Annotated in this window: 24 protein-coding genes; 11 read left to right on the forward strand and 13 right to left on the reverse strand. The window is 60.0% G+C overall.

Going from position 1 to position 21,435, the window contains the following annotated elements; translation table 11 throughout:
* Positions 1-261 precede the first annotated feature (261 nt).
* Both KGB23_RS28875 and KGB23_RS28880 read right to left on the reverse strand, forming a co-directional pair.
* Complete coding sequence (locus KGB23_RS28875) at positions 262-657, reverse strand: YbaN family protein (RefSeq protein WP_008156164.1); 396 nt, start codon at positions 655-657, stop codon at positions 262-264.
* Between the two features lie 10 nt (positions 658-667).
* The gene (locus KGB23_RS28880; RefSeq protein ID WP_008156162.1) at positions 668-1,255 is read right to left on the reverse strand and encodes a YecA family protein; all 588 of its coding nucleotides are present in this window, start codon (positions 1,253-1,255) and stop codon (positions 668-670) included.
* Between the two features lie 274 nt (positions 1,256-1,529).
* Between KGB23_RS28880 and recQ the strand changes: the two genes are divergently transcribed.
* The 4 genes from recQ to KGB23_RS28900 all read left to right on the forward strand — a co-directional run bounded on the left by recQ (position 1,530) and on the right by KGB23_RS28900 (position 6,448).
* Positions 1,530-3,656: a DNA helicase RecQ gene (gene recQ, locus KGB23_RS28885; RefSeq protein ID WP_140684330.1), complete on the forward strand. Its 2,127-nt coding sequence runs from the start codon at positions 1,530-1,532 to the stop codon at positions 3,654-3,656.
* A gap of 119 nt (positions 3,657-3,775) precedes the next feature.
* A complete protein-coding gene (locus tag KGB23_RS28890; RefSeq protein ID WP_095127823.1) occupies positions 3,776-4,210 on the forward strand; it encodes a MarR family transcriptional regulator in 435 nt (144 codons plus the stop codon).
* 128 nt (positions 4,211-4,338) lie between these two features.
* Positions 4,339-6,129 (forward strand): FimV/HubP family polar landmark protein, encoded by a 1,791-nt coding sequence (locus KGB23_RS28895; protein ID WP_223433536.1) that lies wholly within the window; start codon positions 4,339-4,341, stop codon positions 6,127-6,129.
* A gap of 31 nt (positions 6,130-6,160) precedes the next feature.
* Positions 6,161-6,448 carry a SelT/SelW/SelH family protein gene (locus KGB23_RS28900; protein ID WP_150655050.1) on the forward strand — a complete coding sequence of 96 codons (288 nt, stop codon included), beginning with the start codon at positions 6,161-6,163 and terminating at the stop codon, positions 6,446-6,448.
* On the opposite strand, the gene KGB23_RS28905 is transcribed toward KGB23_RS28900, so the two are convergent.
* Together KGB23_RS28905 and KGB23_RS28910 are read right to left on the reverse strand one after the other, a co-directional pair.
* Positions 6,442-7,335, reverse strand: a complete 894-nt coding sequence (locus KGB23_RS28905) for a DMT family transporter (protein WP_223433537.1) — start codon at positions 7,333-7,335, stop codon at positions 6,442-6,444. The two genes, KGB23_RS28900 and KGB23_RS28905, sit on opposite strands and share 7 nt — an antisense overlap.
* Positions 7,336-7,430: 95 nt before the next feature.
* Complete coding sequence (locus tag KGB23_RS28910) at positions 7,431-8,195, reverse strand: helix-turn-helix transcriptional regulator (RefSeq protein ID WP_150655051.1); 765 nt, start codon at positions 8,193-8,195, stop codon at positions 7,431-7,433.
* A gap of 136 nt (positions 8,196-8,331) precedes the next feature.
* Between KGB23_RS28910 and KGB23_RS28915 the strand changes: the two genes are divergently transcribed.
* Complete coding sequence (locus KGB23_RS28915) at positions 8,332-9,147, forward strand: UDP-2,3-diacylglucosamine diphosphatase (protein ID WP_223433538.1); 816 nt, start codon at positions 8,332-8,334, stop codon at positions 9,145-9,147.
* Positions 9,148-9,288: 141 nt separating this feature from the next.
* On the opposite strand, the gene KGB23_RS28920 is transcribed toward KGB23_RS28915, so the two are convergent.
* Complete coding sequence (locus KGB23_RS28920; RefSeq protein WP_223433539.1) at positions 9,289-9,879, reverse strand: HD domain-containing protein; 591 nt, start codon at positions 9,877-9,879, stop codon at positions 9,289-9,291.
* A gap of 27 nt (positions 9,880-9,906) precedes the next feature.
* On the reverse strand, positions 9,907-10,218 hold the full coding sequence (locus KGB23_RS28925; protein WP_223433540.1) for an Mpo1-like protein: 312 nt from the start codon (positions 10,216-10,218) through the stop codon (positions 9,907-9,909).
* Between the two features lie 160 nt (positions 10,219-10,378).
* Between KGB23_RS28925 and KGB23_RS28930 the strand changes: the two genes are divergently transcribed.
* Positions 10,379-11,440 carry an AraC family transcriptional regulator gene (locus KGB23_RS28930; protein ID WP_223433541.1) on the forward strand — a complete coding sequence of 354 codons (1,062 nt, stop codon included), beginning with the start codon at positions 10,379-10,381 and terminating at the stop codon, positions 11,438-11,440.
* Here the strand turns inward: KGB23_RS28930 and KGB23_RS28935 are convergent.
* Positions 11,397-12,851: a TrkH family potassium uptake protein gene (locus tag KGB23_RS28935; RefSeq protein WP_223433542.1), complete on the reverse strand. Its 1,455-nt coding sequence runs from the start codon at positions 12,849-12,851 to the stop codon at positions 11,397-11,399. The genes KGB23_RS28930 and KGB23_RS28935 overlap by 44 nt on opposite strands.
* 122 nt (positions 12,852-12,973) lie before the next feature.
* On the opposite strand from KGB23_RS28935, the gene KGB23_RS28940 reads away from it, so the two are divergent.
* Positions 12,974-13,540, forward strand: a complete 567-nt coding sequence (locus KGB23_RS28940; RefSeq protein ID WP_223433543.1) for a nitroreductase family protein — start codon at positions 12,974-12,976, stop codon at positions 13,538-13,540.
* 84 nt (positions 13,541-13,624) lie between these two features.
* Here KGB23_RS28940 and KGB23_RS28945 read toward each other — a convergent pair whose 3' ends face one another.
* The 6 genes from KGB23_RS28945 to KGB23_RS28970 all read right to left on the reverse strand — a co-directional run bounded on the left by KGB23_RS28945 (position 13,625) and on the right by KGB23_RS28970 (position 17,920).
* A complete protein-coding gene (locus KGB23_RS28945) occupies positions 13,625-14,965 on the reverse strand; it encodes a sensor histidine kinase (protein ID WP_223433544.1) in 1,341 nt (446 codons plus the stop codon).
* Positions 14,966-15,032: 67 nt separating this feature from the next.
* Positions 15,033-15,482, reverse strand: a complete 450-nt coding sequence (locus KGB23_RS28950) for an LTXXQ domain protein (RefSeq protein WP_223433545.1) — start codon at positions 15,480-15,482, stop codon at positions 15,033-15,035.
* Positions 15,483-15,813: 331 nt separating this feature from the next.
* Entirely contained in the window at positions 15,814-16,491 is a 678-nt protein-coding gene (locus KGB23_RS28955; protein WP_027922300.1) for a response regulator transcription factor, read from the reverse strand.
* 7 nt (positions 16,492-16,498) lie between these two features.
* A complete protein-coding gene (locus KGB23_RS28960; protein WP_223433546.1) occupies positions 16,499-16,912 on the reverse strand; it encodes a translation initiation factor 2 in 414 nt (137 codons plus the stop codon).
* 110 nt (positions 16,913-17,022) lie between these two features.
* Positions 17,023-17,322: a YciI family protein gene (locus KGB23_RS28965; RefSeq protein WP_046046433.1), complete on the reverse strand. Its 300-nt coding sequence runs from the start codon at positions 17,320-17,322 to the stop codon at positions 17,023-17,025.
* 1 nt (position 17,323) lies between these two features.
* Complete coding sequence (locus KGB23_RS28970) at positions 17,324-17,920, reverse strand: septation protein A (protein ID WP_223433547.1); 597 nt, start codon at positions 17,918-17,920, stop codon at positions 17,324-17,326.
* 87 nt (positions 17,921-18,007) lie between these two features.
* On the opposite strand from KGB23_RS28970, the gene KGB23_RS28975 reads away from it, so the two are divergent.
* The 4 genes from KGB23_RS28975 to scpB are packed head-to-tail and all read left to right on the forward strand — an operon-like array spanning position 18,008 to position 21,346.
* On the forward strand, positions 18,008-18,871 hold the full coding sequence (locus KGB23_RS28975) for a PHP domain-containing protein (RefSeq protein WP_223433548.1): 864 nt from the start codon (positions 18,008-18,010) through the stop codon (positions 18,869-18,871).
* A gap of 13 nt (positions 18,872-18,884) precedes the next feature.
* On the forward strand, positions 18,885-19,514 hold the full coding sequence (locus tag KGB23_RS28980) for an L-threonylcarbamoyladenylate synthase (protein ID WP_223433549.1): 630 nt from the start codon (positions 18,885-18,887) through the stop codon (positions 19,512-19,514).
* Positions 19,515-20,336 (forward strand): segregation and condensation protein A, encoded by an 822-nt coding sequence (locus KGB23_RS28985; RefSeq protein ID WP_046055986.1) that lies wholly within the window; start codon positions 19,515-19,517, stop codon positions 20,334-20,336.
* 11 nt (positions 20,337-20,347) lie between these two features.
* Entirely contained in the window at positions 20,348-21,346 is a 999-nt protein-coding gene (scpB, locus tag KGB23_RS28990) for an SMC-Scp complex subunit ScpB (protein WP_223433550.1), read from the forward strand.
* The last annotated feature ends 89 nt before the right edge of the window (positions 21,347-21,435 follow it).

Consider the following 21,435-nt stretch of genomic DNA (forward strand, 5'->3'; position numbering starts at 1 on the left):
CTTACCCAATGTTGGCCAGAAGCCGTTGAAGGCTTCCTCGAACAGGCCTCATACATAGATGCAACCGGGTAGCAGTGTTCAAAAAGCAGGTTGAACGTGGGGGCGAGTCCATACATAGCAGCTGGCGAAGCCTGCGTTCGACGGCGGAGCCGTCGTAAACCCTGCACACGCGGTTTGCCTGATAGACCACAGCAGATGGACTAGCGACGGCTCCGCCGTCGAACGCAGCCTTCGGCAGCTGCTACAGGGAGCGTGGTGAGTTCAGGGTTTGTGCAGGGTTTTCTGTTTGAGGATGTAGAGGGTCACCAACACGGCGCTGGTCAGCATGAACCCCCGCGCCCACGGCAGGGGCACCAGATAGCAGGAGAGCAGGATGCTCGCCCACATCAGACCGATGGCGTAGACCTTGCCCTTGAGCGGGATGCCGTTGCCGCTCAGGTAATCGCGAACCCATGGCCCAAGCCGCGGATGTTCAACCAGCCAATGATAAAAGCGCGGCGAACTGCGGGCGAAGCAGGCGGCCGCCAGCAGCAGGAAGGGCGTGGTGGGTAAAACCGGAAGGAAAATCCCGATCACCCCCAGCGCTACGCTCAGCCAGCCGATGGCCAGCAGCACGTAACGCAACATCAGGGAGCGGTTGCCTATGGGGTTGTCCATAGGCAAAACCTTAGTGGTGACGAGGCTTGAGGATCGCCGGTTTTTCGTCTGGCGCCTGGCACAGCAGGTACAGCGCAGTCAGCGCTTCCGGGATCTGCACGATCATGTCGTCCATCAGGTTGGCGTCTTTGGCGATGTCTTCGAACTCAGGCTGTTCGTCGAACAGACCCGAACCGACCATGATCGGCAGCAGCATTTCGCTGACTTCGTCTTCGGCGGTTTCGAACCAGGCTGCTTCGCGCAGGAACACGCCTTCCATGAAACCGATGCACCAGCCGCGCAGGTCGGAGTCATCCGGCTCTTCGCCCAGGTCCAGGTCGCAGGGCAGCTCGAACTCTTCATCGGATGCCAGTTGGCGAGCGATGTGAGCCTTGAGGGCCAACAGGGTGGATTCGATCGCTTCACGCTCGGTGTCGTCGGCGTAATGCGGCTCTTCGGCGAAGAGGGCGTCGATCCATTCACGGTCGGGAACGGTTTCGGAACAGATCGACAGCGCAGTGAGGTAGCCGTGGGCGGCCACGTAGTCCAGCGCCTCGTCATGCAGTTCGTCGGCGTCGAGGAAGACTTGCAGGCGGGTTAGTTGCTCAGCGAAGGACATTAAAGGGCTACCTTGGGAATTAAACAGATGCGGGAATTCTAGGCCTTCTTGAGCGCTTGGGCCAGCCGCGCGGCATTTTTGCAACCCAGTGTGTCTTCTCAGTGGCACCCTTTGGCGGACGGGCGTCGGGTATACTCGCGCGTTTTGTGATGCCCTGCCGGCGTCGCGGCTGAAATGTGAAGCGTCATGCAATGCGCACTTACGATTTGTCGGTGCAGCCTTCGTGGTTCTGAACCAGCCTTGCAGGGATGTTTTTGTGATTTTTGGAGTTTCTATGCTCGAACAGGCTCAACGCGTCCTCAAGGACATCTTCGGCTACGACAGTTTCCGTGGCCGTCAGGGTGCAATCATTGAGCGCGTGGCCAGTGGCGGCGACGCCCTGGTGCTGATGCCTACCGGTGGCGGCAAGTCCTTGTGCTTCCAGGTGCCGGCGCTGTTGCGCGAAGGCCTGGCGGTGGTGGTGTCGCCGTTGATCGCCCTGATGGACGACCAGGTCGCCACCCTCGAAGAGCTGGGCGTCGCGGCGGCAGCATTGAACTCCACGCTCAGCGCCGAGCAGCAGCGCGATCTGGCGGCACGGATCAAGCGCGGTGAAGTGAAAATGCTTTATCTCGCGCCCGAGCGTCTGGTTCAGCCACGGATGCTGGCGTTCCTGCAAAGTCTTGAAATTTCCCTGTTCGCCATCGACGAAGCCCACTGCGTGTCCCAATGGGGCCACGACTTCCGCCGCGAATACCTGCAACTGGGCCAGTTGGCGGAATTGTTCCCCAACGTCCCGCGTATCGCCCTGACTGCGACCGCCGACAAGCGTACCCGGGAAGAAATCGTCGACCGCCTTCATCTTCAGGATGCCGAGCGTTTTCTGTCGAGTTTCGACCGCCCCAACATTTTCTATCGCATCGTGCCCAAAGAGCAGCCGCGCAAGCAGTTGCTGGCGTTCCTCGCCGAACGGCGCAGCGATGCCGGCATCGTCTATTGCCTGTCGCGCAAGAAAGTCGACGAAGTGGCGGTATTCCTCAGCGAACAAGGCTTCCCGGCACTGCCGTACCACGCCGGTCTGCCCAACGATACCCGGGCTCACCACCAGAAGCGCTTCCTCAATGAGGAAGGCCTGATCATGGTTGCCACCGTGGCGTTCGGCATGGGCATAGACAAGCCCAACGTGCGCTTTGTCGCTCACCTCGATTTGCCAAAATCCCTTGAGGCTTACTACCAGGAAACCGGTCGCGGCGGCCGAGACGGTCTGCCGGCAGACGCCTGGATGGCTTACGGCCTGCAAGACGTGGTGATGCTCAAGCAGATGTTGCAGAACTCCGAGGGCGACGAGCGCCACAAGCGTCTGGAGCAGCATAAGCTCGACGCCATGCTCTCGCTCTGCGAAGAAACCCGCTGCCGTCGCCAGACGCTGCTGGCCTACTTCGACGAAGACATGCCCGAGCCGTGTGGCCATTGCGACAACTGCGTCGATGGCGTGCAGACCTGGGACGCCACCGAGCCGGCGCGTCAGGCACTTTCGGCGATCTACCGCACCGGCCAGCGTTACGGTGTCGGGCATTTGGTCGATGTGTTACTGGGCAAGGACAACGAAAAGGTCCGCAGCTTCGGCCATCAACATCTGTCGGTCTATGGTGTGGGCAAGGCGATGGGAGAGAGCGAATGGCGCTCCTTGTTCCGTCAGCTGGTTGCCCGCGGTCTGGCGGACATCGACCTGGAAGGCTACGGCGGCCTGCGCCTGAGCGACACCTGTCGACCGCTGCTCAAGGGCGAAGTAACCCTGGAGCTGCGCCGCGACCTCAAGCCGCAAACCACGGCCAAAAGCAGCAAGAGCCAGGCGAGCCAACTGGTTCGCGGCGAAGAGCGCGAACAGTGGGAAGCCTTGCGCGCCCTGCGTCGAAAACTCGCCGAAGAGCATGGTGTGCCGCCGTACGTCATCTTCCCTGACTCGACACTGCTGGAAATGCTCCGCAGCCAACCGACCTCGCTGTCGGAAATGGCCACGGTCAGCGGCGTTGGTGCGCGCAAGCTGGAGCGTTACGGCGAGGCCTTCCTCGAAGTCCTCGGCGGACAGGTCGAGGCGCCGAAAGTGGTGGCCGACCTGCGCCACGAACTGATCACCCTGGCCCGTGCCGGCATGACACCGTTGCAGATCGCCGGTCAGCTGCAATGCTCGGAAAAGAACGTCTACACGCTGCTCGCCGAAGCGATTGGCAAGCAGCAGTTGTCGCTGGAGCAAGCGCTGGATCTGCCCGAAGAGTTGATGGGTGAAATCCAGGACGCGTTCCTCGACGGCGAGGGCGAATTGCCGCCCGTGTCGGAGATTGCCGCGCTGTTCGCCGGGAGAGTGCCGGAAGGGGTTTTGTACTGTGTTCGGGCGGCGCTGCAATCCGAATTCGAGATTTAGGTGATCTTCCACGTAGATGTAACGATTCAGTACAGAGCAAGCCTTGCCTCTGGCCAAGGGTCATGCTTAGCTGACTAATAATTAGTTTTTCTCTATTTCAGTCTAATCATGAGTGTTTTATGCCGTTAACCGACCAACACCGCTTTGGCATGCAACTGGCCCAGATGTCGCGCGGCTGGCGTGCCGAACTGGACCGCCGTCTGGCTGGCCTGGGTCTGTCCCAGGCGCGCTGGCTGGTGCTGCTGCACCTGGCGCGTTTTGATGATGCCCCGACCCAACGTGAACTGGCGCAGAGCGTCGGCGTTGAAGGGCCGACCCTGGCTCGTCTGCTCGACAGCCTCGAAAGCCAAGGACTGGTGCAACGTCAATCGGTGCTGGAAGACCGCCGGGCGAAGAAAATCGTCCTCTGCGCTCCGGCCCTTCCCTTGATCGAACAAATTGAAACCATTGCCACCCAACTGCGCCACGAGTTGTTCGAAGGCGTCGATGAGGCGGATTTGAAGATCTGCATGCGTGTCCACGGGCACATTCTGGCCAACCTGGAAAAGTCTTGAGGCATAAACGTCCCCTGGACTTTTGAGATACCCCGTTGGGCAGACTATAAAGAACTACTTGGCAATATCGTGTTCGTACCGGATGTGCGAACGCGTACAAGATGGTTCTGGTTATCTAAGGGATGCTCATGCTCGAGAGTTGGCACATGGTTTTGCGGTGTTGCGCCAGGCTGCTTCTGGTCGGTGGTGCTGTCACTTACTCGGCATTGGCGCCCGCGTTGGGCCTGGGTGATATCACCCTGCATTCAGCGCTGAATCAGCCGTTGCGCGCCGACATCGCCCTGGAAGATGCCGCCGGTCTGGAGGAGGGCGAACTCTCGGTCAGCCTGGCGACAGCGGAGGAGTTCAGCCGCGCCGGCATCGATCGGGTGTTCTTTCTCAATAATCTGAAATTCACCCCGATCCTGCGTGGCAACCGCAGCCTGATCCGGGTGAGTTCCAGCAAACCGGTCAATGAACCTTTCCTGAATTTCCTGGTGCAGCTCAATCAGCCCAACGGGCGCGTGCTGCGCGAGTACACGGTGCTGATCGATCCGCCGGGTTCGCCGGGGATTGTTCCCGTCACCGACGAACCGGTGACCGACGTTCAGTCCTCCGGATTCCCGACGGTTGAGCCGCTCGTTGCGAAGCCACCTGCGGCGAAGAGCAAAAAGCCCCCTGTTCCTCGCGTCGATCAACCTGCCGCCGCGCCTGTGAGTGATCCCGTTGCCGAACAACTGGCCGCCAGCGTGCTGCAAAACCAGCAGCTGCAAGCAACCATCGATGAATTGACTGCGAAGCTTCAGGCCCAGGAGGAGCAGGTCGCTGGTCAGAAAAAGCAGGTGACGGAACTGCAAACCCAATTGGCGGAAATCAAGACCGCGGCGGTGGAGCCGGTTGCACCTGTCGTTGCGGCTCCAGCACCGGCCGTTGTTGAAGAGCCTGAGTCTACTAATTGGCTGCAGATGCTCGGGTTGCTGACGGTGGTGGCTCTGGTGTTGCTGGGGTTGTTCGTTCGGCGTCAACGACAACAGGTTCGGGCATTGCCCGACGCTTTACCTGTTTTGCCGTCACGGCATGAACCGGTGCTCAATCGCACTGCAGAACCGGTTGCCCAATCGTCAGAGTTGCAACCGGCAACTGAATCGGGTGAAGAGTCGCCCGCCGGCGATGTGTTTGAAGGGGTTGATATCTATCTGGCCTATGGCCGTTTTTCCGAAGCGGCCGGTTTGTTGCGAGAGGCGCTGATCAAGGCGCCGCAGCGCACGGATCTGGCCGTGCAGCTGTTGGAAGTCTTGGGTAAACAGGGTGACGTACCCGCCTATGAGGCACAGGAAAACAACCTGCGTGATGCCGGATACGACCTGCAAGAACTTCAGAATATTCGCGCTCGACACCCGAAATTGAGCAGTGCGGCACCGTTGGCCGTTGCAGCGTCAATCACTCCCCCCAAGGCTGTGATTGCCGAAGCAGCACCCAACGATGAGTTCCAGTTGAACCTGGATGACCTGTCGATGGATTCTAGTTGGGACTTGATCAGCCCTTTTGAGCACTCGCCGTCCGCCGCGAAGCCATTGAGTGAATCCGCGCCGGTCGAGCCGCCGTTTGTCTCGAACCTGCACGTCTTGCCCGAGGTATTTGAAATGCCCGACGACTCGACGCTGGACGAGCCCGAACTTGAATGGGTCGCCGAGCCAGACTCGCAGTCTCTGGATGACACCTTTCTCAACGAGTTCAGCGATCCCGGCCAGTCGCTGGAGCTGGAACCGCTGAATCTGGAACCGGCCGAGCCGAGCAGCGCCGACAAACTGGAGCAAGCCCAGACCTGCATTGATGATGGCGATCTGGACAGCGCCATCGAACTGCTCAACGAGTTGCTCAAAGAAGATAACGAGCCGCTTAAGCAGACCGCCCGGAACCTGCTCACCGGGCTATCATAGCGGCGCCCTCTGGCTCAGGAGTTCGCCGATCATGACTGCACGCAAACCGGAAATCATCATCACGTATTGCACGCAATGCCAGTGGCTGTTGCGTGCGGCCTGGCTGGCCCAGGAACTGCTCAGCACCTTCGGTGACGACCTGGGCAAAGTGTCGCTGGTGCCCGGCACCGGTGGGGTGTTTCACATTTTCTGTGGCGATGTGCAGATCTGGGAGCGCAAGGCTGATGGTGGTTTCCCGGAGGCCAAAGTGCTGAAGCAGCGGGTCCGCGATCAAATTGATCCGGACCGCGACCTGGGGCACAACGACCGCACTCAGTGAGAGGCGGCTTCTGCCGCAACGGTCTTCTTGCTTGAGCCGCCCGAGAGTCGGCTGGAGACCACGATCGCCACGATGATCAGCGCGCCACCGATCAGCATGCGCAGCGTCGGGTTTTCATCAAACAGCAGCCAGGCCACGGTGATGCCGTAAACCGGTTCCAGGGCGAACACCACGGCCGCGGTCCGCGCCTTGATCACTGCCAGGCTGGCGACAAAAAGACTGTGAGCGACGCCAGTGCAGAACACCCCGAGCAATCCGATCCACAACCAGTCGATGGCGCGCACTTCGCTCAACTGCGGTGCCGCCACCGGCAACAGGCACAACGCGACCACCACGTTCTGACACAGCGCAGCCTGCACCGCCGGGATTCGCCCGGAGCTGGCTCGGTTGGTCAGCGATAGCAGAGAGAACAGCAAACCTGAACCCACCGCCCACAGCAGACCCATTGTGGCGCCACTGGCCAGATCGAAATCAGGGGTGACCAGCACCAGCCCGACACTGACCAGCACCACCAGCAGGATTTCGTTGGCGCGAATTCGCTCGCGGAAAATCAACCCTTCAAGAATCACGGTAAACGCCGGGAAGCTGGCAAAACCCAGGGTCGCGATCGCCACGCCCGCGACCTTCACAGCGATGAAGAAACTCACCCAGTGTCCGGCCAGCAGCAAACCGCTGAGCAACAGTCGGCGCCAGTCCACAGCCTCGAGTTTCTGCCAGCGAGTAGTGCTGGCGAACCGCGCAAAAACGGCTAACGCCAGCACAGCGAACGCGGCACGACCAAAAACGATAATGGCGGGGGAAGCCGCAGCAAGTTTGCCGAACACACCGGTCAAGCCGAACATCAGTGCGCCGATATGCAGGGCGCCAAGGGCGGTACGGGGAGTCATTGCAATCCTTAACAACAAGCGAACAAAGATGTGGGAGCAGCTTTCGGCAGCTCCTGCATTGAACCGTGAAACCCCCAGTTGTGTCTGTCGGCAAACTATTGCCTTTTGTCGCCAACCTCGCGCCGCAATTTTCCGGGTGAGGCACCGAACTCCCGCAACACCGCCGCCGCGAAGGCGCTCTGCGAACTGTAACCGACCCGACTGGCAATCTCGCCGATCGGCAGCGCCGAATCCCGCAACAAACCCACGGCCATGTGCAAACGCCGACTGCGGATGTAATCCATCGGCGTCTGCCCGCATTCAGCAACGAACCGCGCGTGCAGCCGAGCGCTGGACAGACCGGCGATGCGCGCCAGGTCGGCAACTTGAAGTGGATAAGCGGCGTACTGATCGATATGCGCATTCAGCGCCGCATAAGGCAGGCGCCGACCGCCGATGATCTCGGGTTTGGCGTTGTTGAGACTGGCCAGCAGCAACACCGCGCCTTGTTGCGCGATCAATGGATCGTTGACCTGACTGCCCGCCAACCAACTGACCAATTGGCTTTGCCCGGCATCCAGTGGCAGGCGACCGGCGTTATCGAGCAAACGTCGGCTGGCCTCGGCGTGATCGCCCAGGGACTGAGAAACCCATTGGTCGCTTGGCACATCCAGCACCAGGCAACGGCTGCCATTGGCGCTACCGCAGGCGTGATGGAAACCGGACGGCACCACCACGAAACTCTGCTGGACCACCTGGCTGCCACGCCCGTCGACCTCGAAATCCAGTGCACCCGACAGCCCGAACACCAGCTGCGCGTGGTCGTGACTGTGGACGATCAGGTCATGAGTGTATTGGCGTAGCGTGAGGATCGGTCTCATCGCAGGTCTCCCGGGCAAGGCTGCCAGTCTACACCGAGGGCAATCGTGGGGCGCTGTCACAGGACTGACTCGCCACTGTCATGGGCAATTAACCCGACCGGCGCAAAGTTGCAAAAACTTTTGCAGAGGGTTGCCCATGACCAGCGCCGAGCTCGCCAAACCCAGTCGTAAGCAACGTGTGCGGACCTTGTGGATTTCCGACGTGCATCTGGGCACCCGGGATTGCCAGGCTGAACACCTGTCGCAGTTTCTCAAGGGCTACCACGCGGACAAGATCTACCTGGTCGGCGACATCATCGATGGCTGGAAGCTGCGCGGCGGCATGTACTGGCCTCAGGCGCACACGAATGTGATCCGCCGCTTGCTGACCATGAGCAAGCGCGGCACCGAGGTGATCTACGTCACCGGCAACCACGACGAATTCCTGCGCCGCTATTCGAAGCTGATTCTGGGCAATATCCAACTGGTGGATGAAGCCGTGCACGTGACCGCCGATGGTCGCCATCTGCTGGTCATTCATGGCGACCAGTTTGACGTGATCACGAGGTATCACCGCTGGCTGGCCTTTCTCGGCGACTCGGCCTACGAATTCACCCTGACCCTCAACCGCTGGCTCAACCATTGGCGCGCACGCTATGGCTACGGTTACTGGTCGCTGTCGGCGTATCTCAAGCACAAGGTCAAAACCGCGGTCAGCTTCATCAGCGATTTCGAAGAAGCCATCGCTCACGAATGCGTCAAACGCGAGTTGCATGGCGTTATATGCGGGCACATTCACCATGCCGAAATACGCAAGGTCGGCGGGGTGGATTACCTCAATTGCGGGGATTGGGTGGAGTCGTGCACTGCGCTGATCGAGCATTGGGACGGATCGATCGAGTTGTATCGATTGGCGGATGCCCAGGCGCGGGAGGCGGAGTTGAAAGCCATAAAAATCGCAGAACCGGCTTAAATCGCTAGAGATGTGGTGTATGGATAGGCCTCTTCGCGAGCAAGCCCGCTCCCACATTGGACTTTGTCTAACTTGAGAATGCGGTCAACTGTGGGAGCGGGCTTGCTCGCGAATGGACTGCGCAGCAGTCACCAGCAGTTTTCAGGCTGGCGAATGTTCTTCCATCGCCGCCTTGTAAATCGAATGCTTGGGCTGCGCAAACAACCGTTCCATCATCGGTTCAAAGAAGCTCAGCGGTAGCGTGTCATACGCCGGATCAAACGCCGCTGCGTCATATTTGGCGCAAAACTCAATGGTCGCCTGATACTGCGGATGCCCGCTGAATTGCTCGCGCAAATGCCGGTCCATCCCTAGATGATGGAAGAAGTAATACCCCTGGAAAATTCCGTGTTTTTCGACCATCCACAGGTTCTCGGCGCTGACGAACGGCTTGAGAATCGCTGCTGCGATGTCCGGGTGGTTGTAGGAACCCAAGGTGTCGCCGATGTCGTGAAGCAGTGCGCAGACCACGTATTCTTCATCCCGGCCATCGCGCCAGGCACGGCTGGCGGTTTGCAGGGAATGGGTCAGACGATCCACCGGGAAGCCGCCAAAATCACCTTCCAGTAATTTCAGGTGCGCCACAATCCGAGTCGGCAATTGCCTCGCATAGGCACTGAAATCTGCGGCGATGATCGCCCAGTCTTCCTGCGTGCCGTCCCGCATGTGGGTGAACCGGGCGTTGGCATTCATCGTCTGTCCTCCTGTGGTTCATTGCGCCTAGAACGGCACGCGACCCAGAATCATGTCTCGGTACATGACGAAATCGCCGAGCAGGCTGTAAAACGGATGTTGAAAGGTCGCGGGACGGTTCTTCTCGAAGAAGAAATGCCCGGCCCAGGCGAAGCTGTAACCCGCCAGCGGAAGGGCCCATAACAGCAGCCAGGCGCCTTTGCCGATGGTCAGGACCAAAATGAAAACAACCAGCGTCGTGCCGATAAAGTGCAATCGTCGGCAGGTACTGTTGCTGTGTTCGCTGAGGTAATATGGGTAGAACTCAGCGAAGCTGTTGAAACGTTTGATGTTTTCCACGACTGCGATCTCTGTGGTTATTGTTCTGACTGCAAGATGTTCTGCGGGTAGCTTATTTGAGTCTAGAGTGATCATTGGCATCAGCCAGTGACAATAGGCGCCACTTTAGTATCCTTCGGAAATTGGCCGTAGCATGCGGCTCATCATGTAAGTGGGCGACATGAGCGAACGAACGACTTCTGCAAGCTGGGCGATGGGGATTGTCAAAGCACTGGAGATGGACGGCCTGGATTGCCGGGTTCTGTTCAAACAGCTGGGGCTCGACTACGCGGCACTGGATGATCCGGACGCGCGCTTCCCGCAAGATTCCATGACACGCCTGTGGCAGCGCGCGGTTGAGCTGTCCGGCAACCCGGCGATTGGCCTGAACATGGGCAAGGTGGTGCGACCGGCCTCCTTCCATGTGGCGGGCTACGCCTTGATGTCCAGCCAGACCCTGGCCGAAGGCTTTCAACGGCTGGTGCGTTATCAGCGGATCATTGCGGAAAGTGCCGACCTGAGTTTTCGGTTGTTGGATGAGGGTTATGCGCTGATTCTGACGGTCCACGGCGATCATCTGCCACCGACCCGGCAGAGTGCGGAAGCGTCACTGGCCTGTGCCCTGGCGCTGTGTGGCTGGTTGACCGGGCGCACCCTGCAACCGCGCAAGGTGCTGGTGCAGGGCAATCAGCCCGTCGATCTCGAACCCTACAAACAAGCCTTTCATGCGCCTTTGATGTTCAACGCGCCTTATGACGCCTTGATCTTCGAACGCGCTGACATGGAGGCGCCGCTGCCTACCGCCAACGAGGCTATGGCGCTGTTGCATGACCGGTTTGCCGGCGAATACCTGGCACGGTTTTCCGAGAGTCGCGTGACCCACAAGGCGCGGCAGGTGCTCTGCCGATTGCTGCCCCAGGGCGAACCCAAGCGCGATACCGTGGCGCAGACGCTGCACCTGTCGCAACGCACCTTGCAGCGACGCTTGCAGGAAGAGGGCACGAGTTTTCAGACGTTGCTGGACGACACCCGGCGTGAACTGGCCGAGCAATACCTGGCTCGGCCGACCATGACCCTGCTGGAAATTGCCTACCTGCTGGGGTTCGCCGATCCGAGCAATTTCTTCCGCGCCTTCCGCCGCTGGTTCGACGCCACCCCCGGCGAGTACCGGACGCGGTTGATGGGCGCGCCTGCTCCTGTCAGTGACGCCAGAACGCCGGAATACACAGAACAAATACCGTAATGATCTCGAGTCGGCCCAGTAGCATACCGAACGAGAGAATCCACTTGGCGGCGTCCGGCAGGGTGGCGAAGTTGCCCGCCGGGCCAATGGTCTCGCCCAGGCCCGGACCGACGCCGGACACCGTGCTGGCCGCGCCAGTGAGGGCGGTCATCCAGTCAACGCCGAGCAGCGACAACAGCAGCGCGATCACGCAGATGGTGATGGCGAAGAAGAACGAAAAGGTCAGAATCGAACGCACGATCTCTTCGTCGAGGCGGTGACCGTTGTACTTCTGCTTGATCACCGCGCGCGGGTGAATCAGCTGGTTAAGGTTGGCCTTGAGCAGGATGTAGGCGACCTGGAAGCGGAAAATCTTGATCCCGCCAGCGGTCGAGCCCGAGCAGCCGCCGATAAAGCCCAGATAGAAGAACAGCATTAGCGAGAAATTGCCCCAGAGGCTGTAGTCTCCCAGCGCAAATCCTGTGGTCGTCACCACCGAGGTCACGTTCAGCGCCACGTGCCGCAGCGCCTCCAGCCAATGCAGCTGGGTGGTCCACCAATACCAGGTGCCGAGCACCAGCCAGGTCACCAGCAACATGCCGAGCAAGCCTTGCACCTGTTCATCCTTGATCAGCGCCCGACGGTTACCGCGTAACATGGCGACATACAGGGTGAACGGCAGAGCGCCGAGAATCATGATGACAATCGCGACCCAATGCACCGCAGGCTGCGGCCACTTGGCCAAAGACTGGTCGGAGGTGGAAAACCCGCCGGTGGAAATCGCCGACATCGCGTGGTTGATCGCATCGAACGGGCTCATCCCGGCCCACCAGAACGCCAGGCTGCCGATAATGGTGATGCCGACGTAGGCTGCAACGATCAAACGCGCCACCATGTGCGAACGGGGCATGACTTTTTCGGAACGGTCCGACGACTCTGTCTGAAACAGCCGCATGCCACCAATGCGCAGCAGTGGCAGAATCGCTACCGCCATGCCGATAAAGCCGATGCCGCCGATCCAGTGCAGCAACGAGCGCCACATCAGAATGCCAGGGGACATGGCGTCCAGGCCCGTGAGTACCGTCGACCCGGTGGCGGTGATGCCGGACATGCTTTCGAAGAACGAATCGGTGTAGCTGATGTGCTGGGTCAGCAGGAACGGCAGCGCGGCGAAGATGCACACCACCAGCCAGCTGCTGACCGTCAGCAGGTACATGTCTCGCGGGCGCAGGTGAATGTGTTCGGGACGACCGGGGATGACCAGGGCCAAACCCGCGACGAAGGTAATCATGCTCGCCCAGAGGAACGACGGCAGGTCGCTGGTGCGGTCGAAAATCACCAGGGTGGCCATGGGCACGACCATGGCGATGGCCAGCGTGATCAGGAAGATGCCGATGATGAAACCAATAATCCGTAAGGTCGGCAACGCCATGAAGTCCGCTCGGGCTGAAATAGGGAAGGGCGCCATTCTACCTGCGGGGCAGGGCATGTAAACCGGCGCCGCCTGCGCAGTTGCAGCTAGAATAGCCAAACATTTTTTTCAGGAGGTGGCCGATGCAGGCTCTCGACGCTTTGCTCAACCGTGTTTCCGTTCCACGACTGCTCGAACCGGCACCGACCGCAGAACAACGCGAAGTGTTGTTTGGCGCTGCGATGCGAGCGCCAGATCATGGCCACTTGCAGCCTTGGCGTTTCCTGACAGTCGAAGGCGCGGCGCGCGAGCAAATGGGCGAGTTGCTGGCCGAAGCGGCGAAGCTGCAGGACAGTGAAGTGTCCGAGGCGGCGTTGGACAAGGCGCGTAACGGTCCACTGCGCGCGCCACTGGTAGTTGTGGTGATCGCCCGGTTGCAGGATCACGTTAAATATCCGAAGTCCGAACAACTTCTGGCGGCGGGTTGTGCGGCTCACGGGATTTTGCTGGCGGCTTATGCGCAAGGGATTGGTGCGGTGTGGCGCACGGGTGAACTGGCGTATTCGGCGCATGTGGCCAAGGGGTTGGGCCTGGCTGAAGGGGAAGAGGTGATTGCGTTTCTTTACCTCGGCACGCCGCAGAAGGAGCCGCGCGTGGCGGAGAAGGTTGGTCTGGCCGAGTTTGTCAGCGCCTGGCCCGGTAAGGCCTGAAGATCAAAAGATCGCAGCCTCGTTTCACTCGACAGCTCCTACAGGGGGACGCGAGGCTGCGATCTTTTTGCACCACCATGGCGCTTACGGCTGAACAACCGCCCCCGGCACTAACGGCAATTCCAGGCTGGCAATGAACCCGCCCTCAGGGTGATTGGCCAGCACCAGACTCCCGCCATGCCGCTCTGCCGCACGGCGCGCAATCGCCAACCCTAAACCATGCCCCGCCGCCGTCTGCCCCGGCGCCCGGTAGAACGGTTCGCCCAACTGGCTCAAATGCGCAGCCTCTACGCCCGGCCCATGGTCACGCACACTGACCACAATCCGCTCGCCCTGACGCACCGCCTGCATTTCAATCGATTGCCCCACCGGGTTGAACCGCTGAGCATTGCGCAGCAGGTTGTCGACGGCGCGCTCGATCATCGTCGGCCAGCCTTTGAGGTTCAGCTGCGGCTCGGCCTCAAGGTGCACATTCTGCTCCGGCGAACCCAATTGAGCATCCTTTTGCAGCGTGTTGAGCAGCGCATTGAGATCAACCTCTTCAGCGCTGGCGTTGTCGGCATCGACCCGCGCCAGTACCAGGATTTCGCTGATCAGTGCTTCCAGTCGGTCGCACTCCCGAGTGAGGCGCGGCCAGAGTTTTTCCCGTTCTTCCGGGTTGGCCCGCTCGGCGAGTGCCAGTGCAATGCGCAGCCGGGCAAGCGGTGAACGCAGTTCATGGGACACATCCCGCAGCAACTGCCGCTGACTGCCGATCAAACTTTGCAGACGCGCGCCCATGCGGTTGAAGTCGTTGGCCAGCACGCCGAATTCATCGCGCCGGTTGGCCAGTTTTACCAGGCTGTTTTGTTGGTAGGTGGTTTGCCCCAGATCATGCACCGCGCCGCGCAAGCGGCTGAGTGGGCGAGTAATGGACATCGTCACGAACAGGCTGAACAAGGTCAGCACCACCAACGCGATCCCCAGCGCACTCAATGGCCAGAGCAGGCTTTCGCGGTGCCAGGAATCAAGTTCCGGGTGCGGGATGCGATAAATCAGCAGGTAGGTGTCACCGGTTTTTTCGCTGGTGTACTCCGCCGTCAAGCGACGCCATGGCAGGCGCCGATCATCGTTGTTCTGACGCGCTTCGAAGGCAGCCGCCCTGCGTGGGAACGTACCGCGCACCACCGGATCGCCGCTCTCGTTGAGCACTTGAACGTCGATGTGATACTGGCGCTTGCGCTGTTCCAGAATGTCCTGGGCCGCGTCTTCACCCTGTGATTCGTAAGTTTGCGTCCACTGTTCGGCCAAGGTATTGAGGCCGGGATGGCGACTGAGAATCCACGCGTCCTGGTTGAGCATGTGCCCCAGCAGAATGGAGAGCCCTGCAACCAGAGCGATGGCCAACCAGAAACTGGCCAGAATACGCCAGAACAATGAGCGCACAGAAAATCCTCAAGCAAAGAAAGCCCAACGGCGATTAACCGTTGGGCTGTGATATGACGCTAGAACATTATTGCGCCTTTTGCGGCTGTTGCGCTTTCCAGGCCTTGAACTCGGCCCATTCGGCGCGACGCTCAGCCTGTTTTTTCTGGATCTCGTCGAATTGCTTCTGTTGATCCGGTTTCAGCAAGGCACGCACATCGGCTTCGCCTTTTTTGTGGTTGGCCGCCATTTCATCTTTCATGGCCTTCTGGTCGGCTGGCGAGAGTTTTTCCAGGTACTTGTCGACCACTTGCTGACGCTCATGCATCTGCTCACCCATGATTTTACGGATCTGCTCGCGCTGTTCGCGGCTCAGGTCCAGCTGGCTGTACGGGCCTTTGCCGTGCATGCCGTGCATCTGACCGCCATGGCGTGAGCCGTCCATCGGGCTACCCATCGGGCCGGCACCTTCAGGCATGGCCATGGCAACGGTCGGCAGGGCGGCAGCGAACATCAGAGCGATAAGAGTCTTGCGCATAGTGAATCTCCTTGTCTCGTTCCCGGTACGTTCCGGATGAGTACAGATTACGGAGATCAAGGTCAGCGGCGGTCAGCGGAGCGTAAAGCTTGGGTAAAGACGATTTCAGATTGACCTGACAAATCCAACACTTTTGCCGATTTCATTGACCAAACATGACCGGTGTAGCAGCTGTCGAGCCCCAGCGAGGCTGCGTTCGGCTGCGCAGCAGTCGTAAACCCTGAACACGTGGTTTACTTGAAAAAACGCATCGCCTGATTTCGCGACTGCTGCGCAGCCGAACGCAGCCTCGCTGGGGCTCGACAGCTGCTACGAAGGTTTGCGTTGGATTTCAGAGGCTGTAGTAGTAGCCACGGCTGCGCAGGGCCACGATGCGCGGGCGACCGTCGGGGTGCGGGCCGATCTTTTTGCGCAGGTTGCTGACGTGCATGTCCAGGCTGCGGTCGTACAGCGTCAGCTTGCGACCGAGGGCGATTTGCGCCAGTTCCTGTTTGTCCAGCGGCTCGCCGGGTTGCTTGAGCAAGGCTTCGAGCAAACGGCTTTCGGAAACGGTAAGGGTGAATTCCTGTTCATCGATGCTGACCACGCCGCGCACCGGACTGAAACACAGGTCGCCCAGTTCCAGCTGGCTGGACACCGCCGCCGGATGACTGCGGCGCAACACGGCGCGCAGACGAGCTGTCAGTTCCCGTGGGTCGCACGGTTTGGCAAGGTAGTCGTCAGCGCCGAGTTCCAGGCCGAGGATGCGGTCCAGCGGTTCACCGCGAGCCGAAAGCATCAGCACCGGCAAGTCCGGGTGATCGCTGCGCAATTGCTTGAGCAGCTCCAGGCCGCTGCCGTCCGGCAGCATCACGTCCAGTACCACAGCTGCCGGCGACGTTTCGGCCAGTGCGCGACGGGCGCTCTGACCATCGTGGCAGGCGCGGACCTGGAAGCCTTCCTGGCTCAACCAGCTGCTCAGGAGCTCACATAGCTCCTGGTCATCATCAATTAATAACAGCTCGCTCATGACTCACTCAATTTAGCCATTGCCTACGTTTTCTGGTGGCACCACTGGCGAAGATACCGCAGAGCAGCGCCAATAGCGCTACTGCGGCGCCGATGACGAACCACTGTTGCTGATCGGTCAATAGACGCGGCAGCGGGCTGCTGGCTTGGGCTTCCTTGAGTTGCAGCTTGAGGCGCTGATTCTCTTGGCGCAACCGGCTCAGCTGGGCACTTTCGCGTTCGGCATCGGTATTCTGCAGTTGTTTGCTCAATACTTCTCGTTGCTGTTCGCTTACCTTCAAGCGCTGTTGCAACTCGGTGATCTGGCTGCCGGCGCTCAGGGACAGCGGTGTGGAATTACCGCCCTCGGCGCTTTCTTCACCATGAGCAGGGGCCACAATCGACAACGTCACCAACATCAGACACAACGGACCTTTGCGCATCGCCACTCCTGATTCCAATACGAGTATTGGGCAGGTTGTCGGCCGGTAAACGAGAATAATGAGCGTTGAGCGCGCGATGAACCGATAAGGTTCATCGCGCTGGAGGGATATTAAGGCAGGACTTGCTTGAACGGCTTGACCGAAACGTTGGCGTAGACGCCTGCGGCGACATACGGATCAGCGTCGGCCCAAGCCTGGGCGGCGCTCAGGGAATCGAATTCGGCGACGATCAGGCTGCCGGTGAAACCCGCAGCGCCCGGATCATTGCTGTCGACCGCCGGGTGTGGGCCGGCCAAAACGATGCGCCCTTCACCTTTGAGCACTTGCAGGCGCTCAAGGTGGGCAGGCCGTGCGGCCAGGCGGGCTTCCAGGGAGTTGGCGACGTCTGTGGCAATGATTGCGTAAAGCATGTCAGTCCTCGGTTTTTGGCGTTGTGGTATCGGCGTCGTGCAGGTGGCGGGACAGGTAAATGCCCTGGCCGACCAGGAACAGCAGCGTCATGCCCAGGCTGCCGAAGACTTTGAAGTCGACCCAGTAGTCCTGAAAGGTGAACGCGACGAACAGGTTGGCGGCACCGCAAAACAGGAAAAACCCGATCCAGGCGATGTTCAGACGGGTCCAGACCGGCTCCGGCAGGGTCAGCGCGTGGCCCATGATGCGTTTGATCAGCAATTGCTCACCGACGAAGTGGCTGCCAATGAACGCCAGGGCGAACAGCCAGTTCACCACCGGGGCTTTCCATTTGAGGAAGGTTTCGCTGTGGAACGCCAGGGTCAGGCTGCCGAAGACCAGGCAGGCGATGAGGGTTAGCCACTGGCTCTTCTCGAGCTTGCGCTGCTTGATGAACAGCGTGCCGTAAACCACCAGGGAGCTGATGATCAGCATGGCGGTGGCGCTGTAAATACCGCCTACAGTCAACTCCTGACCGGCGATGTCGACGACCCGTGGATCGAGTTTGAAGACGATGAAGAACAGCAGAAGCGGGATGAAATCGATGAATTGTTTCACAGTGGCAGCCAGAAGCAGGATGTGGCGGCATAATAACAAACATATGGGCGCGCGATAGCGCCAGCTGATTTGAGGTAAAAAAGTCCTGTGAATGTTGATTTGCACTGCCATAGCACGGCCTCCGACGGCGCTCTCGCGCCTGCAATACTGGTTGCGCGTGCGTTCGAGAAAGGCGTGCGAGTCCTGGCCCTGACCGATCACGACACCCTCGAAGGCCTCGACGAGGCTCGCAGTGCGGCGACCGCGCTGGGGATGCAATTGGTCAATGGCGTCGAATTGTCCTGCACCTGGGGCGGCGCGACCATTCACGTGCTGGGCTATGGTTTCGACGTCAACGCCGCGCCGTTGGTCGAGGCCATCGCTAAATTGCACGATGGCCGCTGGCTACGTTCCGAAGAAATAAGCCGAAAACTGGCATTGAAAGGCATGCCGGGCGCGCTCGAAGGGGCTCGGGCCATCCAGCAGGAACTGGGCGACAGCGGCAACGCGCCGGCCCGCCCGCATTTCGCCGACTGGATGGTGCGTGAAGGTTTCGTCAAGGATCGCGCCGAAGCGTTCCGCAAATGGCTGGGCGCCGGCAAGCTGGGGGACGTCAAGCAACACTGGCCGACCTTGGAAGACACCGTCGAAACCCTGCGCGCCGCCAAGGCCTGGGTCAGCCTGGCGCATCCGTGGCACTACGATTTCACTCGCAGCAAACGTCGCCGGCTGATTGCCGACTATATTCAAGCAGGGGGCCACGCTATCGAAGTGGTCAATGGCCATCAGCCCGCCGAGCAAGTGGGCAGCCTGGCGATTCTCGCCCGTGAATTCGGTCTGCTGGTCAGCGCCGGCAGTGATTTTCATGGCCCTGGAGGCTGGTCCGAGATCGGTGAATACCGCCCGCTTCCGGAGGATTTGCCACCACTGTGGTGTCGATTCAAACATGACCCAATTATTGCCGCCGTCTGAACAGGTAGAGAATGTGAGTCAATTTTTCCAGATTCATCCGGAAAACCCGCAAGTGCGCCTGATCAAACAGGCTGTCGAGATCATTCGCAGCGGCGGGGTGGTGATTTATCCCACAGACTCGTCCTACGCCATTGGTTGCCAGATCGGCGACAAGAATGCCGTGGAGCGCGTGCGCCGGTTGAGACAGCTGGACGAAAAGCATAACTTCGCGCTGATTTGCAGCGACCTGTCGCAACTGGGGCTGTTTGCCAAAATCGATACCGGCACCTTCCGCCTGCTTAAAGCTCACCTGCCGGGGCCTTACACCTTCATTCTCAACGCCACCCGCGAAGTCCCGCGGCTGTTGTTGCACCCGAAAAAACGCACCATCGGGCTGCGCGTGCCGAGCCATCCGATTGCCCTGGCGCTGCTGGAAGAACTCGGCGAACCGCTGATGAGCGTGACCCTGATCATGCCCGGCGACACCGACCCGATGACCGATCCTTACGAAATGCGTCAGTTGCTCGAGCATCAGGTCGACCTGATCATCGACGGCGGTTTTGGCGGGATCAAGGCGTCCACCGTGATCAACCTCGCCGACGGCGAGCCGGAAGTGATCCGCGTTGGTTGCGGCGACCCGACGCCGTTCATGGCCGAGGCGTAGATGTCTGCAGTAGAACCCGTTGTCGACAGTCAGGCCGGAGCCCAGCAAGAGCTGCCCTTCGCGATGGTCTATGGCCAGGCGGTCATGGAAATGCCGCTGGACCTGTACATTCCGCCGGATGCGCTTGAGGTTTTTCTCGAAGCTTTCGAAGGCCCCCTCGACCTGCTGCTGTACCTGATCCGCAAACAGAACATCAACATTCTCGACATCCCGGTGGCGGAAATCACCCGTCAGTACATGGGCTATGTCGAGTTGATGCAGTCGGTGCGCCTGGAGTTGGCCGCCGAGTACCTGGTCATGGCCGCGATGCTGGCCGAGATCAAATCGCGGATGCTGCTGCCGCGTGCCGAAACGATCGAGGCCGAAGAAGACGACCCCCGCGCTGAACTGATCCGCCGCTTGCAAGAGTACGAACGCTTCAAGGCTGCTGCCGAAGGCATCGATGGCCTGAGCCGTGTGGGTCGTGACGTGGTCGTCCCCAGGCTCGACGCCCCGGAGGCCCGGGCGCGCAAGCTGTTGCCAGACGTGCGTCTTTCAGAGCTGTTGTTGTCCATGGCAGAAGTGTTGCGCCGTGGCGACATGTTCGAAAGTCACCAGGTCAGCCGCGAGGCGCTGTCCACCCGCGAACGCATGAGCGATGTGCTGGAGCGCCTCAAGGGCGGCGGTTTCGTGCCCTTTGCCGAGCTGTTCACCGCTGAGGAAGGACGTCTGGGGGTGGTGGTAACCTTTATGGCGATTCTCGAACTGGTCAAGGAATCCTTGGTCGAGCTGGTGCAGAATGAGCCGTTCGCAGCGATCCACGTGCGGGCCCGAGCCGAATAACGAGTTGAATCATGAACCTGACTGAACCCCGCGAGCTGGCGCCATTGCTTGAAGCCTTTCTGTTGGCCTCGGGAAAACCGCAATCGCTTGAACGCCTGTTCGAACTCTTCGAAGAGGGCGAGCGGCCGGAGCCGCCGGTCTTCAAGAAAGCCCTGACGATTCTCGCCAAGTCCTGCGACGGCCGCGCCTTCGAGCTGAAGGAAGTGGCCTCCGGGTATCGCTTGCAGATCCGCGAAAAGTTCTCGCCGTGGGTAGGACGTTTGTGGGAAGAGCGGCCGCAGCGCTATTCCCGCGCCATGCTCGAAACCATTGCGCTGATTGCCTATCGCCAGCCGATCACCCGGGGCGAGATCGAAGACGTGCGGGGCGTGGCGGTCAACAGCCACATCGTCAAAACCTTGCTGGAGCGCGAGTGGATCCGCATCGTCGGCTACCGCGACGTGCCGGGTAAACCGGCGATGTTTGCGACCACCAAGGCGTTTCTCGATCACTTCAATCTGAAAAACCTCGACGATTTGCCACCGCTGGCCGAATTGCGCGAACTTGAACCTGATCCGGTGCTCGATTTCGACGACGCGCCGGTGCCTGCCGGGTTGCAGGAGTTGGCCGACGCCAGCGCCGAGCCGGAAGAGCCGAAGGAAGAAACCAGTTTCCATACACTGTTGCTGGAACTCGACACGATGGAGGAGGGGCTCAAGACCGACTTCGACGATCTGTTGCGCGATGGCGAGGTGACCGAGACCGAAGAGATCCTGGATCAGCCCGAGTTTGAGCCTGAAATCGAAGTTGAACTTCAGGTCGAGCCCGAAGCCACGGTCGAAGAAGAGCAGGAAGAAGAGCAAGAAGATGATGTGCTCGGCGTTGCCGAGGCTCGCGAAAAACTCCTGGCCGCCGTCGCCGCCCTTGAACAACACAAGCCCGAGCCCGAGCCTAAGCTGAGCGACGAAGAAGCCGAAGCCCGGGCCCTCGCCGAAGCAATCGAGGCCGAACGCCGCGAATTCGACGACTGACTCGAATCTTGTGGACACTGAATATCCCCTGTGGGAGCGGGCTTGCTCGCGAAGGCGGTGGGTCAGGCAACAATAATGTCGACTGACCC

Source organism: Pseudomonas sp. GL-B-26, assembly GCF_019947405.1.
Lineage (GTDB): Bacteria > Pseudomonadota > Gammaproteobacteria > Pseudomonadales > Pseudomonadaceae > Aquipseudomonas.

Coding starts and splice junctions, on each gene's coding strand:
- KGB23_RS28960 (WP_223433546.1), bottom strand. CDS start 16,912: ATGCGCAAAGGTCCGTTGTGTCTGATGTTGGTGACGTTGTCGATTGTG.
- KGB23_RS28890 (WP_095127823.1), top strand. CDS start 3,776: ATGCCGTTAACCGACCAACACCGCTTTGGCATGCAACTGGCCCAGATG.
- KGB23_RS28950 (WP_223433545.1), bottom strand. CDS start 15,482: ATGCGCAAGACTCTTATCGCTCTGATGTTCGCTGCCGCCCTGCCGACC.
- KGB23_RS28915 (WP_223433538.1), top strand. CDS start 8,332: ATGACCAGCGCCGAGCTCGCCAAACCCAGTCGTAAGCAACGTGTGCGG.
- KGB23_RS28965 (WP_046046433.1), bottom strand. CDS start 17,322: ATGCTTTACGCAATCATTGCCACAGACGTCGCCAACTCCCTGGAAGCC.
- KGB23_RS28930 (WP_223433541.1), top strand. CDS start 10,379: ATGAGCGAACGAACGACTTCTGCAAGCTGGGCGATGGGGATTGTCAAA.
- KGB23_RS28875 (WP_008156164.1), bottom strand. CDS start 657: ATGGACAACCCCATAGGCAACCGCTCCCTGATGTTGCGTTACGTGCTG.
- KGB23_RS28905 (WP_223433537.1), bottom strand. CDS start 7,335: ATGACTCCCCGTACCGCCCTTGGCGCCCTGCATATCGGCGCACTGATG.
- KGB23_RS28935 (WP_223433542.1), bottom strand. CDS start 12,851: ATGGCGTTGCCGACCTTACGGATTATTGGTTTCATCATCGGCATCTTC.
- KGB23_RS28985 (WP_046055986.1), top strand. CDS start 19,515: ATGTCTGCAGTAGAACCCGTTGTCGACAGTCAGGCCGGAGCCCAGCAA.
- scpB (WP_223433550.1), top strand. CDS start 20,348: ATGAACCTGACTGAACCCCGCGAGCTGGCGCCATTGCTTGAAGCCTTT.
- KGB23_RS28900 (WP_150655050.1), top strand. CDS start 6,161: ATGACTGCACGCAAACCGGAAATCATCATCACGTATTGCACGCAATGC.
- KGB23_RS28895 (WP_223433536.1), top strand. CDS start 4,339: ATGCTCGAGAGTTGGCACATGGTTTTGCGGTGTTGCGCCAGGCTGCTT.
- KGB23_RS28910 (WP_150655051.1), bottom strand. CDS start 8,195: ATGAGACCGATCCTCACGCTACGCCAATACACTCATGACCTGATCGTC.
- KGB23_RS28880 (WP_008156162.1), bottom strand. CDS start 1,255: ATGTCCTTCGCTGAGCAACTAACCCGCCTGCAAGTCTTCCTCGACGCC.
- recQ (WP_140684330.1), top strand. CDS start 1,530: ATGCTCGAACAGGCTCAACGCGTCCTCAAGGACATCTTCGGCTACGAC.
- KGB23_RS28940 (WP_223433543.1), top strand. CDS start 12,974: ATGCAGGCTCTCGACGCTTTGCTCAACCGTGTTTCCGTTCCACGACTG.
- KGB23_RS28920 (WP_223433539.1), bottom strand. CDS start 9,879: ATGAATGCCAACGCCCGGTTCACCCACATGCGGGACGGCACGCAGGAA.
- KGB23_RS28955 (WP_027922300.1), bottom strand. CDS start 16,491: ATGAGCGAGCTGTTATTAATTGATGATGACCAGGAGCTATGTGAGCTC.